Source organism: Mycobacterium sp. SMC-15 (assembly GCF_045310925.1).
Classification (GTDB): domain Bacteria; phylum Actinomycetota; class Actinomycetes; order Mycobacteriales; family Mycobacteriaceae; genus Mycobacterium.
This window is the reverse complement of record NZ_JBJIAJ010000003.1, coordinates 61341-75587: the sequence shown is the minus strand read 5'-3', so window position 1 is coordinate 75587 and position 14247 is coordinate 61341. Positions and strand designations below refer to the sequence as shown.

Here is a 14247-nt window from a genome sequence, read left to right as displayed (position 1 = left end):
TAAGCAACAATGCCGGGATGGACGTCGACAGTCTGGCCCGCGAAACTTCTGTCGAGTGGATCGGGCAGGCCCCGCACCAGCCCCTGCAATCCGGCGAGCGCCCGCTGCCGGTGGCCGAGGATCCGTTCTATGAGCCACCGGCGGGCTTCCAGCACGCCGTGCCTGGCACCGTGCTGCGCTCCCGCGACGTTGAGCTGGCCTTTTTAGGCCTGATCCCGCAGCAGCTGCAGGCCACCCAGCTGCTCTACCGCAGCGTCGACCGCAACAACGTCCCGCAGGTGGCGGTGACAACCGTGGTGGTGCCCACCGACCGGGATCGGACCCGGCCGTGTCCGATCGTGTCGTACCAGTGCGCGATCGACGCGGTGGACGGCCGGTGCTTCCCGTCCTTCGCGCTGCGCCGCCGCGCCCGCGCGCATGGGTCTTTCACCCAGCTGGAGTTCGTGCTGATCGCGGCCATCCTGTCCCAGGGCTGGGCGGTGTCGATCCCCGACCATGAGGGCCGCTTCGGCCATTGGGGGGCACCGTACGAACCCGGCTACTACGTGCTCGACGGGCTGCGCGCCGCGCTGGGCACCGAGCAGTTGGGCCTGTCCCCCGACGCCCCGGTGGGCTTGTGGGGCTATTCCGGCGGCGGCCTGTCCACGGCGTGGGCGGCCCAAGTCTGCGGCGACTACGCCCCCGACCTCAACATCGTCGGCGCCGCACTGGGCTCACCGGTGGGCGACCTGGGTAACACCCTGCAGCGGCTCAACGGCTCGTTCTGGTCCGGTCTGCCGGCCATCATGATCTCCGCGCTGGCCCGGGTGTATCCCGACCTCGACAAGGTCGTTGAGGAGCACGCCACCGTCGAAGGCCGTGCGCTGCTGCACTCGCTGGAATCGGTCACCACCGCGACCGCGGTGCTGCGCCTGCACCACCGCGCCCTGGACACCTTCATCGACCGGCCGCTGGAGCAGCTGATCGAGCACCCCGTCGTGCAGCACGTGTTCGACGACACCCGACTGGGTGGCGCGACCCCGGCCGTCCCGGTGCTGATGTTGCAGGCCATCCACGACCAGGTGATCTCCGTGGACGACATCGACACGCTCGCCGAGACCTATGCCGCCGGCGGCGTGCGGATCACCTATCACCGCGATCGGCTCAGCGAGCACGTGACGCTGCATCCGCTGTCGGCACCCATGGTGCTGGACTGGTTGCGGGACCGGTTCGCCAACCGGCCGCTGCCGCAGGCCCCGGTGAGCAGCGGATGGCCGGCGCTGCTGAACCCCAAGACCTACCTCGGATTAGTGCGCCTGGGCGTGGTCGCGAGCCGGGTCATCACCGGCGGGGCGGTGCGACGCCTTCCGCTGTGACCGCCGGCTGCGGTCGCTGCCCGGGTTCTGGCGGATAGCCGCCGAGATCGTCACGGGTGCTCCACGTGGCGCACAGGCCGTACACCAGCGCCGCGGTGGCCGCCGGCAACAGCAGTGAGGCCGCGATCTGCAGCGGGGTGTGCCCGAAGAACACCGGCGGCCCCTCGGCGACGTAGTGCACCCGGTGTTCGGGGCTCACCGGTGCGGCATCGACGTCGATGGTGCCGTATCGGCGGTGTACCAGGACGGTGCCGGTCAATACCGCCAGCGCGGCCCCGGCACTCAGACCCACCGACAGGCCCGCGATCATGCCCGGACCCCGATGCGCCCGCCACTGCCAGGCCAGGGTGGCCGCTACTACCGCCACCACGCCCAACAGGCCGAGCAGCAGGAACGGCGCGATGAAGAAGTGCTCGGCCTCATTGCCCAGATAGGCCTGCACCCGCTCCCCGCTGCGGGCGAGTGCCACCACGCCGTTGATGGGCGGGGCGACCCACGCCCACAGGGCGCCGATCGGCAGGCCGACAGCGGTCAGTCCGGCGGCGACGATCACGTACGCACGTCCCCGGGTGATCCGCGGGGCGGCGGAGGTCGTCACCGCTGCGTGTCCAGGTCGGTCGAATCCACCAGGCCGTGCCGCGAACAGTTGGCCCACCAGCCGTCCGGGCGGACTTGGACCTTCATCCGGCGCCCGCAGGAGGCGCAGAATCGCGGCGGCTCCAGACCCAACTGGGCGGCGGTGGGCAGCGTTGCGCCGGCCGGATCATCGATCTGCACGCCGGTGTAGACGTTGTAGACGCCGGCTCCCACCGGAACGGGCAGGTCGCGGACCATCACAGGGTGGCGTTGAGTGCCTTGATCGGCATCTGCAGGTCGTCGAGCAGTTCCAGGTCGGTCTCGGCCGGCCGGCCTAGGGTGGTCAGGTAGTTGCCGACGATGATGGCGTTGATGCCGCCCAGGATGCCCTGCTTGGCGCCCAGGTCTCCCAGGGTGATCTCCCGGCCGCCGGCGAAGCGCAGCATGGTGCGTGGCAGGGCGAGGCGGAACGCGGCGACGGCCCGCAGCGCGTCGGCGGCCGGCAGCACCTCCAGATCACCGAACGGGGTGCCCGGGCGCGGGTTGAGGAAGTTCAGCGGGACTTCGTCGGGGTTCAGCTCGGCCAGATCGGCGGCGAACTCCGCGCGCTGCTCCAGCGTCTCGCCCATGCCGAGGATGCCGCCGGAGCAGACCTCCATGCCGGCCTTGGCCACCATGCGCAGGGTCTCCCAGCGCTCCTCCCAGGTGTGGGTGGTGACGACGTTGGGAAAGTGCGATCGGGCGGTCTCCAAGTTGTGGTTGTAGCGGTGCACGCCCATCGCGGCCAGCTTGTCCACGTGCCTCTGGGTCAGCATGCCCAGTGAACAGGCGATCTGGATGTCGACCTCGTTGCGGATGGCTTCGATACCCGCGGCGACCTGGGCGAGCAGTCGCTCGTCGGGCCCGCGTACCGCCGCGACGATGCAGAACTCGGTGGCGCCGGTCTTGGCGGTCTGCTTGGCCGCCTCGACCAGGCTGGGAATGTCCAGCCAAGCGCTGCGCACGGGCGAGGAGAACAGTCCCGACTGCGAGCAGAAGTGGCAATCCTCCGGACAGCCACCGGTTTTCAGGCTGATGATGCCCTCGACCTCGATCTCCGGGCCGCACCACCGCATCCGCACTTCGTGGGCCAACGCCAGCAGCTCATCGAGGCGCTCGTCGGGCAGCTGCAGCACCTCGAGAACCTGATCCTGACGCAACGCTTCGCCGCGCTCCAGTACCTGCTCCCGGGCCAATGCCAGAATGTCGTCGGTCATGCGCGCCGCCCCTCCTCATCGCTTCGCTCTGCATCGTCGCCGCCGCGGGTCACGCGTGCTCCCCTCAAGACTTGAACGGTGTTCAGGTTAGGCTAGCGGGGTGCAGCTGCACAAACCTGACGTGGTCGCCGCGGCCACCACCATCCTGGACGACTACGGCATCGCCGACCTGTCGATGCGCCGGCTCGCGCGCGAGCTCAACGTCAGCCCCAGCGCGCTGTACTGGCATTTCGCCAACAAGCAGCAACTATTGGGTGCGGTCGCCGACCGCGTGTTGTCTCCCGCCTGCGCCGACCCCGGTCCGGGCAGTTGGCAGTGGCGGATCCGATGCGTGGGCGAACGCCTGCGCGATGCGCTGCTGTCCCACACCGACGGCGCCGAACTGGTGTCGGCCAGCATGGCGGCAGGCCAGTCCCAGGCGGCCACCGGAATTCTGGCGCTGCTGGCAGAGTCCGCGACGGCGGCAGGCGTGCATCCCGATCAGGCCGAGCAGGTCGCCCGCACGGTCGTCTACTACGTCTTGGGGTTCACCGCCGACGAACAGTCCCGCCTGCAGTGGGACGCCGCCGGGGCCGCTGAGATCACGACCGACGCCGACCCGAGCAGCGCGTTCGCGTTCGGCCTGGGACTGCTGATCGACGGGCTGACCATGCGGGCCGGGTTAGCCATCAGCTGATCAGGTACTCGGTGCGTGCATTGCCATCCCAGCGTCGCAAGCCGATAAATCGCCCGCTGATATCGGACCGGCCGGCGATTCGCTGGGTCCGGCCCAGCTGGGCCGGACCCACCCGGCGGGCCAGCGTGGTGTGCGCCGTCCACTGGCCGGGCGCCACGTTGGGCATCGGCCCGGGTATCAGGTGGGGTGCACACAACCGATACACCTGTTCGTGCAGTTCCAGCAGTGCTGAAGTCGGCACCACCAGCCGTGCCAGCACTCCGTGCGAGCGGCCGAAGATCAGCGTCGCTCCGAGGGTGCAGTCGATCGGCAGCCGGTTGGCAACCGTGGACAGCGCGGCGTCGACCTGCGGATCGATGCGCTGGGCGACCACCAAGGTGACGTGGGGACGGGCGGCTGGGGCCTGGCTGGGCACCCCGGCGGCGGCCAGGTCGGTCCAGATCCGCCGGACCGCGGACTCGGTGTCGGCGTCGAAGACCAGCTCGATCGAGTGCACCATCGCTACCCCGCCAGGGTGCGCACCCAGTCGGTGTCGAACGCGGCGGCGCTCATAGCGGCAAACTCCGCAGCGCCCAGCCTGGCCGACCCTGCCGGTAGCACGGCGCGTACCGGCGCCTGCCGAGCCAGCGCCCCGCGATTGCTGGTGGCAGCCGGGTCGGGCTGAGCCGGCCAACTGCCGATCACCAATCCGGCGCACGACAGCCCTTGTCCGGCAAGCGATTCCAGGGTCAGCGCGGTGTGGTTGAGGGTGCCTAGGCCGGCGTCGACCACCACCAGCACAGCGGCGCCGAGGTCGACAGCCAGATCGCGCAGGGTGACGCCGTCGGCAGCGAGCTCAACCAGCAGGCCACCGGCACCTTCGACCAGGGTCAGGCGTCCCGGCCGGTCAGCGGCCCGGATCATCGCCAACAGCTCCGCCCGGGTCGGCAACGCCATTCCCGCCTGCGCGGCCGCGGCCAACGGGGCCAGCGGCGCCGGATAGCGGGCGGCGGCGAACAGTTCGGTCACACCCGACAGCCGCCCGACCTCGGCCAAGTCGTCGTCGCCGTCGGCGATGCCGGTCTGGACCGGTTTGCACACCGCCACGTCCAGGCCGGCCTGCCGGGCGGCGCCGGCCAGTGCCGCCGTGGCGATTGTTTTGCCGACCCCGGTGCCGGTGCCGGTGATGACCAGGACGGTCATGACGAGCGGGCGGGGTGCTCGCGAAGCACGTCACGCAGCACCCGTCGCGCCAGCTCCAGATCGTCGGCGGTCAGCGACGCCCGCGCGGTCAACCGCAGCCGCGACGTGCCCGCCGGCACGGTGGGCGGCCGGAAACAGCCCACCCGCACCCCGGCATCCAGGCAGTCGCTCGCCGCGGCCACCGCCACCTCGGCGTCCCCGAGAATGACCGAGACCACCGCGGATTCCGGCTGGTGGGCCAGCCCGCAGATCTGCGCCAGCACGCCGGCGTGCCGCAAGACGTCGGCGGCGCGGGACGGCTCGGCGACCAGCACATCCAGGGCGGCCGATGCGGCGCCGAGTGCCGCCGGCGCCAGACCGGTGTCGAAGATGAATGTGCGGGCGGCGTCGATGAGATGGTCGCGAACCTCGACCGGCCCCAGCACCGCGCCGCCCTGACTGCCCAGGGCCTTGGACAACGTCGTGGTGATCACCACATCGGGCGCCCCGGCCAGCCCGACCTCGTGCACCAGCCCGCGGCCCCCGTCGCCGCGCACGCCCAGCGCGTGTGCCTCATCGACGATCAGCAATGCGCCGTAGCGGCGGCACACCTCGTGCAGCTGCCGCAGCGGCGCCAGCGCCCCATCGGTACTGAACACCGACTCGGTGAGAACCACCGCGCGTTCCTCGGTTCGGCCGGCCAGTGCGGCGGCCACCGCGTCCACGTCGCGGTGCTCGGTGACGACGACCCGCGCCCGCGACAGCCGGCAGGCGTCCACCAGCGATGCGTGACAGTAGGTGTCGGACACCAGCAGTGCACCGGGCCCGGACAGGCTCACCACCGCGCCGAGGTTGGCGGTGTAGCCGGAGGAGAACACCAAACCCGCTGGCGCACCGACGAAGTCGGCCAGTTTCTGTTCGAACTGCTGATGCAGTTCGGTGTTGCCGGTCACCAGGCGCGATCCCCCGGCGCCGCCGCCCCAGGTCTGCAGCGCCTCGACACCGCCGGCGACGACAGCCGGGTGGGTGGCCAGGCCGAGGTAGTCGTTGGACGCCAGGTCCAGTTCGGTGGCCACGACGGGCCGCACCCGCAGGGAACGGCGCAGGCCGGCCTGACGGCGCCGCTGCTCCACCTCGGCCAACCAGGCCAGTGGCGACACATCGGTGCGGGTCACGCGGCGCTCCCTGTGCGGTCTCGAGTCGACTTGAACACTGTTCAGGCTAAGGCATGCACGACGCCCACCATCGCACCGCCGATCCGGTCGATCTCCTCGGGCGTGCAGACATACGGCGGCATCGCATAGACCAGGTTGCGGAACGGGCGCAGCCACACCCCGTGGTCCAGCGCGGCTTGCGTGGCAACGGCCATGTCGACCGGCCCGCGGCATTCGATCACGCCGATGGCGCCGCAGACCCGGACATCGGCGACTCCGGGCAGCTCACGCGCGGGTTCCAGTGCCGTGGTCAACCCGGCGCCGATCGCAGCGACCATCGCGCGCCAGTCCTGGCTCAGCAACAGCTCGATGCTGGCAACCGAGACCGCGCAGGCCAGCGGGTTCGCCATGAACGTCGGCCCGTGCATCAGTGCACCGGCCTCGCCGCCGCTGATCGTGTGGGCGATCTCGGAGCTGCACAGGGTGGCGGCCAGGCTGAGGTAGCCGCCGGTCAGGGCCTTGCCGACGCACATGATGTCGGGGCTCACGCCCACGTGGTCGGCGGCGAAGAGCTCACCGGTGCGGCCGAAGCCGGTGGCGATCTCGTCGAAGATCAGCAGCACGCCATGGCGGGTGCAGGACTCGCGCAGGTCCGCCAGGTAACGGGGATCGTGAAAGCGCATACCCCCGGCGCCCTGTACCACCGGCTCCACGACCACGGCCGCCACCTCATCGCGGTGTTGCCGAAGCTGCGCCTCGAATGCGGCACTGTAGGCCGGGTCGTAGTCGCGGGGCACCTGCGGGGCGAACAGCTGGGCCGCCAAGACGTCACGCCACAGCGAGTGCATGCCCCCGTCGGGGTCGCAGATGCTCATCGGGGCGAAGGTGTCGCCGTGATAGCCACCGCGCCACGTCATCAGCCGATGTTTGGCGCCGCGGCCGCGAGCGCGCCAGTACTGCAGCGCCATCTTGACCGCGACCTCCACCGACACCGAACCCGAGTCGGAGAAGAACACCGTGTCCAGGCCTGCCGGGGTGATCTCCACCAGCAGCTGCGCCAGTCGTGCGGCGGGTTCGTGGGTGAGCCCGCCGAACATGACGTGGCTCATGGTGCCCACCTGCGCCGTGAGCGCGGCGTCCAAATCGGGGTGGCCGTGCCCGTGAATCGCAGCCCACCACGAGCTCATCGCGTCCAGCACATCGACCGGCGCATCGTCGCGGGCCAGGGTCAGGTACGCACCCCGGGCGCCCAACGCAACCGTCGGCGCAAGCGAATGCCCGCCGATCGTGCTGTAGGGGTGCCACAGGTGTGCGGCGTCGATGGCGCTGATCTGGTCGGGACTCAACGCGGGCATGCCTGACGACAGTAGTGGCCGCCGGCATAACCGTTGGGTCACAGGTTGCGCAATTTCTCTTCCGCGACGGCTGACGGGGCGTAAGCGCCGGTAGTCTCTGTGACAGAAGTGACGAGTGATACTGCCGTGAATATCGGCTGAGAAGGGGGTTGTCCCAATGAAACGCGTCTGCGCTACTGCGATCGCATTGACGGCGGCCCTGGCCCCGGCGCTGAGTGCCGCGCCCGCCTACGCCGACCCGCTGTCGCAGACCGGTCAGAACCAGCTCGTCGAGCGCGTGATTCAGCGTGCGCTGTCACAGCGCGGCGTGCCCTTCGTCTACGGCGGCGGTGACGTCAACGGGCCCACCAACAGCGCGCGTGCCCGGGCCGCCACCACCCGCAGCTCGTTGACCGACATCACCGGCCGCGCCAGCCTCCCGAGCACCCCCGGCAATCCCCTGCTGCCGGGAAGCGTCACCCCGGGCCTGCCGGGCACGGCGCTGGCTCCCACCGAGGGCATCCCCGACACCACCACCGTCGGTTTCGACGCATCCGGTCTGATCCAGTACGCGTTCGCCGGTGCCGGCATCAGGATGCCGCGCACCTCCGGTGAGCAGTGCAGCGTCGGCCAGAAGGTCCCGCCCGCCCAGGCCCGTCCCGGCGACCTGCTGTGCTACGGCCCCGGCGGAACCCAGAGCGTCGCGCTGTACCTGGGCAACAACCAGATGATCGAGGGCACCAGCCCCGCGGTCTCGGTCTCACCGGCGCGCACCTCCAACATGGTCCCCTACCTGACCCGGGTGCTCAGCTCCTGACCGACTCGGTCGACGTCACAACGCGCAGAATGCGGTTTCTCCAGGCAGGTTAGGTAGATTGTCGGGCGATCATGATTGCCCTGTCCCCGCCTCGACCGGCGGTAACACCTGTTGCGGAACCCGCATCCGGGTCGGTTCCGACCTCCGGGTCGGCCACCGTGTTGGGTACCCGCAAGGAGGGCTTCTACCGCCACGACCTTGATGGCCTACGCGGGGTCGCCATCGCATTGGTGGCGGTGTTCCACGTGTGGTTCGGGCGGGTGTCCGGCGGCGTGGACGTCTTCCTGGCGCTCTCGGGTTTCTTCTTCGGCGGCAAACTGCTGCGAGTCGCGCTGAACCCGACCTCGTCGCTCTCGCCGATCCCCGACCTGGTCCGTCTGGTCCGCCGTCTGCTCCCCGCGCTGGTGGTCGTGCTGGCCGCCTGCGCGTTGCTGACCATCTGGATTCAGCCGCAGACCCGGTGGGAGACGTTCGCCGACCAGAGCCTGGCCAGCCTCGGCTACTACCAGAACTGGGAATTGGCGCGCAGTGCCGCCGATTACCTGCAGGCCGGTGAGGCAGTCAGCCCGCTGCAGCACATCTGGTCGATGTCGGTACAGGGCCAGTTCTACTTGAGCTTCCTGCTGCTGGTGTTCGGCTTCGCATTCCTGTTCCGCAAGGTGCTCGGCAAGCACCTGCGGGCCGCGTTCGTCGTGCTGCTCACGGCGCTGACGGTGGCCTCGTTCTGGTATGCGATCGTCGCGCACCAGGCCAATCAGTCGCTGGCCTACTACAACAGCTTCGCCCGCGCCTGGGAGTTGCTGATCGGCGCCCTCGTCGGCGCTCTGGTCCCCTACATCCGCTGGCCGATGTGGCTGCGAACCGCCGTTGCCACGGTCGCGCTGGCGGCGATCCTGAGTTGCGGGGCACTGATCGAGGGAGTGCGGGAGTTCCCCGGCCCGTGGGCGCTGGTCCCGGTCGGCGCCACGGTGGCGTTCATCCTGGCCGGGGCCAACCGCCAAGCCCGCTCGAGTACCAGCGCCAAACTGCCGTGGCCCAATCGGTGGCTGGCGGCGGCGCCGCTGGTGACGCTCGGCTCGATGGCCTACTCGTTGTACCTGTGGCACTGGCCGCTGCTGATCTTCTGGCTGTCCTACAGCGGGCATCGGCACGCAAGCCTGCTGGACGGGGCCGTGATCCTGTTGGTGTCGGGCGTGTTGGCCTATCTGACCACGCGGTTCGTCGAGGATCCGCTGCGCTACCGCAAGCCGGCCGGCCAGGCCGCTGCGCCGGTGGTGCGCCCGCGGTGGCGCAAGCCCGCGGCCGGCTGGTGGCGGCGCCCGACGTCGGTGCTGGGCTCGACGGTGGTGCTGCTGGGGGTGGCACTGACGGCGACGTCATTCTCCTGGCGCGAACATGTCACCGTGCAGCGTGCCAGCGGCACCGAGCTGGTCAAGCTCAGCAAGGATGACTACCCCGGCGCCCGCGCGCTGCTGAAGCACAAGCGGGTGCCCAAACTTCGGATGCGGCCCACCATCCTGGAGGCCAAGAAGGACCTGCCGCGCTCCACCCGGGACGGTTGTATCAGCACCTTCACCAATCCGGACCTGATCAACTGCACCTACGGCGACCAGGAGGCGACCCGGACCGTCGCACTGGCCGGCGGATCGCACGCCGAACACTGGCTGCCCGCGTTGGACATCCTCGGCCAGCGGCACCACTTCAAGGTGGTCACCTACCTCAAGATGGGCTGTCCGCTGTCCACCGAGAAGGTCCCGCTGATCATGGGCAACAACGCCCCCTACCCGCAGTGCTACCAGTGGGTGGGCAAGACGATGGACAAGTTGATCGCCGACCACCCGGACTTCGTGTTCACCACCGCCACCCGGCCGTGGAACATCAAACCGGGCGACGTGATGCCCGGAACCTATATCGGGATCTGGAAGCAGCTGTCGGACAACCACATTCCCATCCTGGGAGTCCGCGACACCCCGTGGCTGGTGCGCGACGGCGACCCGTTCCAGCCGGCGGACTGCCTGGCCTCCGGCGGTGACGCGGAATCCTGCGGCATCAAGCGTTCCGAAGTCCTCGTCGAGCGCAATCCCACCCTGGACTTCGTCGGCAAGTTCCCGCTGCTCAAGCCGTTGGACCTCTCCGACGCCGTCTGCGACAAAGAGATCTGCCGCGCGGTCGAAGGGAACGTGCTGGTCTACCACGACTCTCATCACCTGTCGGCGACCTACATGCGCACCATGACCGGCGAGCTCGGTCGGCAGATGGGTGCGGCCACCGGCTGGTGGTGAACCCGGCCATGCTCGACGGCGGATGCCGAGAAAGCGGATAAAGTCGAGCAGTGTCGTCGGCTGAGTCGGGGTCCGAGCCCACACCGGAGCCGTCCGCGCCCGCGGTCTGGCCCGGAAACAGCTATCCGCTGGGCGCGGTGTACGACGGAGCCGGCACCAACTTCGCGGTGTTCTCCGAGGTCGCCGAGCGCGTCGAACTCTGCCTGATCGACGAGGGCAACCACACCGAGACCCGGATCGGCCTCGATGAGGTGGACGGCTACGTCTGGCACGCCTACCTGCCCGGTATCGGCCCCGGCCAGCACTACGGCTTTCGGGTGCACGGACCGTTCAACCCCGCCGCAGGCCAGCGCTGCGACCCCAGCAAGCTGTTGCTGGACCCGTACGGGAAGGCCTTTCACGGCGCCTTCGACTTCGGTCCGCAGCTGTTCTCCTACGACCTGGCGGACCCCGACAACGGTGCCGATCCCCCGGCACTCGACTCGTTGGGCCACACCATGACCAGCGTGGTGATCAACCCCTACTTCGACTGGGCGGCCGACCGCTCACCGCGCACCCCGTATCACCGGACGATCATCTACGAGGCGCACGTCAAAGGCATGACCGCGACCCATCCGGGCATTCCGGCCGAGCTACGCGGCACCTACGCCGGGCTGGCGCATCCGGTGATCATCGAGCACCTCAAGTCGCTGAACGTCACGGCCATCGAGTTGATGCCGGTCCACCAGTTCCTGCACGACCAGCGACTGCTGGAGCTGGGGCTGCGGAACTACTGGGGGTACAACACCTTCGGGTTCTTCGCGCCGCACAACGACTACGCGGCAAATCGCCAGGCCGGCGGGGCGGTGGCCGAGTTCAAGGCGATGGTGCGGGCGTTCCACCAGGCCGGCATCGAGGTGATCCTCGACGTGGTCTACAACCACACCGCCGAAGGCAACCACCTGGGCCCCACCCTCAACTTCCGCGGCATGGACAACGCCGCCTACTACCGGCTCGACGAAGACGATCCGCGGCACTACACCGACTACACCGGCACCGGCAACAGTCTCAATGCCCGGCATCCGCACACCCTGCAGCTGATCATGGACTCGTTGCGCTACTGGGTGACCGAGATGCACGTGGACGGCTTCCGTTTCGACCTGGCCTCCACGCTGGCCCGGGAACTGCACGATGTCGACCGGCTGTCCGCGTTCTTCGATCTGGTGCAACAGGATCCGGTGGTCAGCCAGGTGAAGCTGATTGCCGAGCCCTGGGACGTCGGCGAAGGCGGCTATCAGGTGGGCAACTTCCCCGGGCTGTGGACGGAATGGAATGGCAAGTACCGCGACACGGTGCGCGACTACTGGCGTGGTGAGCCGGAGACGCTCGGCGAGTTCGCCTCCCGGCTGACCGGCTCCTCGGACCTCTACGAGGCGACCGGGCGGCGTCCCAGCGCGAGCATCAACTTCGTCACCTGCCACGATGGTTTCACGCTGGCGGACCTGGTGTCCTACAACGAGAAACACAACGAAGCCAACGGCGAGGACAACCGCGACGGCGAGAGCCACAACCGGTCGTGGAACTGCGGTGTCGAGGGCCCGACCGACGACCTCGAGATCCTGGCGTTGCGGGCCCACCAGGTCCGCAACATCATGGCCACCCTGCTGATCAGCCAGGGCACCCCGATGATCTTGAACGGCGATGAGATGGGCCGCTCCCAGCAGGGCAACAACAACGCCTACTGTCAGGACTCCGAGCTGTCCTGGATGGACTGGACGCTGGTTGAGAGCAACGCTGACCGGCTCGCCTTCACCCAGGCACTGACCACGCTGCGCACCGCGCATCCGGTGTTCCGCCGGCGCCGTTTCTTCGAGGGCCGGCCGATCCGCGGCGGCGACGAGGTGCGTGACATCGCCTGGCTCACACCGGCCGGAGACGAGATGACGCAGCAGGACTGGGACAGCGAATTCGGCAGATGTGTCATGGTTTTCCTCAACGGTGAGGCACTGCCCGAACCGGATGAGCGCGGGCAGCGGATCATCGACGACTCATTTCTGCTGTGCTTCAACGCCGGTGAGGCACCAGTGGACTTCGTCACGCCCAATACCGACTACGCGCAGGTCTGGTCCGCGGTGATCGACACCGCCCATCCGGCCGGCAGCACCGACCTGGTGGTCGACGCCGGCCAGGCCGTGACGGTGACGGGACGCTCGCTGACCATCCTGCGCAAGAGCAGCTGAGCTAGGCCGCCCGGCGCCCGAAGTAGCGGATGCCGGCCAGCTGCGGGATGCGGTACGGGCTGCGGATGCGACGCGTCGCCTGTGGGCGACCGCGCGAGTGATAGCGACTCAGTTCGCGCCGCACCGAGGGCGCCAACAGCGGCCCCAACACCGCGCCCGCACCGAGTGCCAGGGCAAGCCCGGCCGCCAGCCCGAGTGAACCTCCGGCATTCGGTTGCCCGTTGACCAGTTGCACGAAGCCCCGGAACAGAGTCAGCCCGGGGACCAGCGGGATGATGCCCGCCATGATGATCACCAGCGGCGTGACCCGCAGCCGCGGCGCGAGGAGGGTGCCCACCAGGCCGGTCGCGGCGGCGGCCACGAACGAGCTCACGATCGGATTGGCTTGCACCAGTTGCAGTCCGAAGAACAGCAGCGTGGCGGTTGCCCCGGCAAGACCAGCCGCCAGGGCCGCCTTGAGCTGCGCATAGCCCGCGATCGCGGCGGCCGCGGCGCCGGTGGCGCCCGCCAACAGGTACACCGGAACGCTGAGCACCGCGACCGGCATTTCGGGACTGACCCGAACTTGCACACCGAACGCCCCGCCGATCCGCACCGCGATCGAGACGCCGACCAGGATGCCGACCGACATGAGCAGGATGTCCATTCCCCGAGAGACGGCCGTCAGTTGGTAGCCGGTGATGGCGTCCTGCACGGAGCCGACGGTAGCCAACCCGGACAACAACACCACGATGTTGGCGGCCACCACCGGTGATACCGGGGTCCCGGCGGGCAGCCAGCCGACCGCGTGCACGCCGATCGCGACCCCGGTGGCCACCGCGGCGGCGACGACCTGCTGGAACAGCAGTGGCAGCTGCCATCCGTTGAGTACGCGGCCAATCCGGTCGATCAAGGCGGTGGTGACCGCCGAGATCAGGGCCACCAGCGGCCCGGCGCCGATCAGTACCGCGAAGCCACCTGCCATGACCGCCCAGCCGACGGTGGCCACCCAGCGGGGATAGGGATGATTGGCCCGACTCACGACGTCCAGCTGCTGTTGCACCCACTCGGGATCGGGCGTCGTGTTCACGACGCGCTGGGCGAGATCGGTGGCCAGCTGCAGCCGGGTGTAATCCAGTGAACGCGACGGCACCAGATACATCGCGGTGACCGGGGCGCCCGGAACGCCGCGGGGCACCGAGACGCGGATCGAGTTGCCCATGATGTCGACCTGGGTCTGCGGCAGCCCGTAGGCGGTGGCGATGGCGAGCATGCTCGAGGCGACGTCGGCGGTGCCCGCCTGTGAGCCCAAGAGCAGCTGCCCGAATCGCAGAGCGACATCGAGAACTCGTCGGACGTCGGTTTCATCCATGCGCAGTGTTTCCGTTGACGGCATGACCGTCGGCTACCCGTTCGGCGCCCGGAGCTCACCTGCTGT

The 14247-nt window shown here is 69.1% G+C and carries 13 protein-coding genes; 5 read left to right on the top strand and 8 right to left on the bottom strand.

Features of this window, described 5'->3' with window-relative positions:
• The first annotated feature begins 17 nt into the window (after window positions 1-17).
• Window positions 18-1355, top strand: coding sequence for a lipase family protein (locus ACJH71_RS05290; RefSeq protein WP_406756980.1), 1338 nt, complete (start codon window positions 18-20; stop codon window positions 1353-1355).
• Here ACJH71_RS05290 and ACJH71_RS05285 read toward each other — a convergent pair.
• From ACJH71_RS05285 to bioB, 3 genes are read right to left on the bottom strand one after another with little or no spacing between them, the layout of a single operon-like run.
• A complete protein-coding gene (locus ACJH71_RS05285) occupies window positions 1321-1953 on the bottom strand; it encodes a DUF2567 domain-containing protein (protein WP_406756979.1) in 633 nt (210 codons plus the stop codon). The two genes, ACJH71_RS05290 and ACJH71_RS05285, sit on opposite strands and share 35 nt — an antisense overlap.
• On the bottom strand, window positions 1950-2189 hold the full coding sequence (locus tag ACJH71_RS05280) for a hypothetical protein (protein ID WP_406757249.1): 240 nt from the start codon (window positions 2187-2189) through the stop codon (window positions 1950-1952). The genes ACJH71_RS05285 and ACJH71_RS05280 overlap by 4 nt, the downstream gene beginning before the upstream one ends.
• Window positions 2189-3187, bottom strand: a complete 999-nt coding sequence (gene bioB, locus ACJH71_RS05275; protein WP_406756978.1) for a biotin synthase BioB — start codon at window positions 3185-3187, stop codon at window positions 2189-2191. Before bioB ends, ACJH71_RS05280 begins: the two co-directional genes overlap by 1 nt.
• Window positions 3188-3287: 100 nt before the next feature.
• Here bioB and ACJH71_RS05270 point away from each other — a divergent pair, with 100 nt between their 5' ends.
• Window positions 3288-3863: a TetR/AcrR family transcriptional regulator C-terminal domain-containing protein gene (locus ACJH71_RS05270; RefSeq protein WP_406756977.1), complete on the top strand. Its 576-nt coding sequence runs from the start codon at window positions 3288-3290 to the stop codon at window positions 3861-3863.
• On the opposite strand, the gene ACJH71_RS05265 is transcribed toward ACJH71_RS05270, so the two are convergent.
• Genes ACJH71_RS05265 through ACJH71_RS05250 form a run of 4 tightly spaced genes read right to left on the bottom strand, consistent with a single transcriptional unit; the run spans window position 3856 to window position 7533 of the window.
• Window positions 3856-4362 (bottom strand): 2'-5' RNA ligase family protein, encoded by a 507-nt coding sequence (locus ACJH71_RS05265; protein ID WP_406756976.1) that lies wholly within the window; start codon window positions 4360-4362, stop codon window positions 3856-3858. The two genes, ACJH71_RS05270 and ACJH71_RS05265, sit on opposite strands and share 8 nt — an antisense overlap.
• Window positions 4363-4364: 2 nt before the next feature.
• The gene (bioD, locus tag ACJH71_RS05260) at window positions 4365-5045 is read right to left on the bottom strand and encodes a dethiobiotin synthase (protein ID WP_406756975.1); all 681 of its coding nucleotides are present in this window, start codon (window positions 5043-5045) and stop codon (window positions 4365-4367) included.
• Window positions 5042-6199 (bottom strand): 8-amino-7-oxononanoate synthase, encoded by a 1158-nt coding sequence (locus ACJH71_RS05255; RefSeq protein WP_406756974.1) that lies wholly within the window; start codon window positions 6197-6199, stop codon window positions 5042-5044. The genes bioD and ACJH71_RS05255 overlap by 4 nt, the downstream gene beginning before the upstream one ends.
• A gap of 41 nt (window positions 6200-6240) precedes the next feature.
• On the bottom strand, window positions 6241-7533 hold the full coding sequence (locus tag ACJH71_RS05250; protein WP_406756973.1) for an adenosylmethionine--8-amino-7-oxononanoate transaminase: 1293 nt from the start codon (window positions 7531-7533) through the stop codon (window positions 6241-6243).
• A gap of 157 nt (window positions 7534-7690) precedes the next feature.
• On the opposite strand from ACJH71_RS05250, the gene ripD reads away from it, so the two are divergent.
• The 3 genes from ripD to glgX all read left to right on the top strand — a co-directional run bounded on the left by ripD (window position 7691) and on the right by glgX (window position 12830).
• The gene (ripD, locus tag ACJH71_RS05245; RefSeq protein WP_406756972.1) at window positions 7691-8329 is read left to right on the top strand and encodes an NlpC/P60 family peptidoglycan-binding protein RipD; all 639 of its coding nucleotides are present in this window, start codon (window positions 7691-7693) and stop codon (window positions 8327-8329) included.
• Window positions 8330-8400: 71 nt separating this feature from the next.
• Complete coding sequence (locus ACJH71_RS05240; RefSeq protein WP_406756971.1) at window positions 8401-10611, top strand: acyltransferase family protein; 2211 nt, start codon at window positions 8401-8403, stop codon at window positions 10609-10611.
• A gap of 50 nt (window positions 10612-10661) precedes the next feature.
• Window positions 10662-12830, top strand: coding sequence for a glycogen debranching protein GlgX (glgX, locus tag ACJH71_RS05235; protein ID WP_406756970.1), 2169 nt, complete (start codon window positions 10662-10664; stop codon window positions 12828-12830).
• A gap of 1 nt (window position 12831) precedes the next feature.
• Here glgX and ACJH71_RS05230 read toward each other — a convergent pair whose 3' ends face one another.
• Window positions 12832-14181, bottom strand: a complete 1350-nt coding sequence (locus ACJH71_RS05230) for a threonine/serine exporter ThrE family protein (RefSeq protein ID WP_406756969.1) — start codon at window positions 14179-14181, stop codon at window positions 12832-12834.
• Window positions 14182-14247 lie beyond the last annotated feature (66 nt).

What these genes read in the sequence shown, in the direction of transcription:
- bioB (WP_406756978.1), bottom strand. Translation starts at nt 3,187, where the DNA reads ATGACCGACGACATTCTGGCATTGGCCCGGGAGCAGGTACTGGAGCGC.
- ACJH71_RS05290 (WP_406756980.1), top strand. Translation starts at nt 18, where the DNA reads ATGGACGTCGACAGTCTGGCCCGCGAAACTTCTGTCGAGTGGATCGGG.
- ACJH71_RS05250 (WP_406756973.1), bottom strand. Translation starts at nt 7,533, where the DNA reads ATGCCCGCGTTGAGTCCCGACCAGATCAGCGCCATCGACGCCGCACAC.
- ACJH71_RS05240 (WP_406756971.1), top strand. Translation starts at nt 8,401, where the DNA reads ATGATTGCCCTGTCCCCGCCTCGACCGGCGGTAACACCTGTTGCGGAA.
- bioD (WP_406756975.1), bottom strand. Translation starts at nt 5,045, where the DNA reads ATGACCGTCCTGGTCATCACCGGCACCGGCACCGGGGTCGGCAAAACA.
- ripD (WP_406756972.1), top strand. Translation starts at nt 7,691, where the DNA reads ATGAAACGCGTCTGCGCTACTGCGATCGCATTGACGGCGGCCCTGGCC.
- ACJH71_RS05265 (WP_406756976.1), bottom strand. Translation starts at nt 4,362, where the DNA reads ATGGTGCACTCGATCGAGCTGGTCTTCGACGCCGACACCGAGTCCGCG.
- ACJH71_RS05230 (WP_406756969.1), bottom strand. Translation starts at nt 14,181, where the DNA reads ATGGATGAAACCGACGTCCGACGAGTTCTCGATGTCGCTCTGCGATTC.
- ACJH71_RS05280 (WP_406757249.1), bottom strand. Translation starts at nt 2,189, where the DNA reads ATGGTCCGCGACCTGCCCGTTCCGGTGGGAGCCGGCGTCTACAACGTC.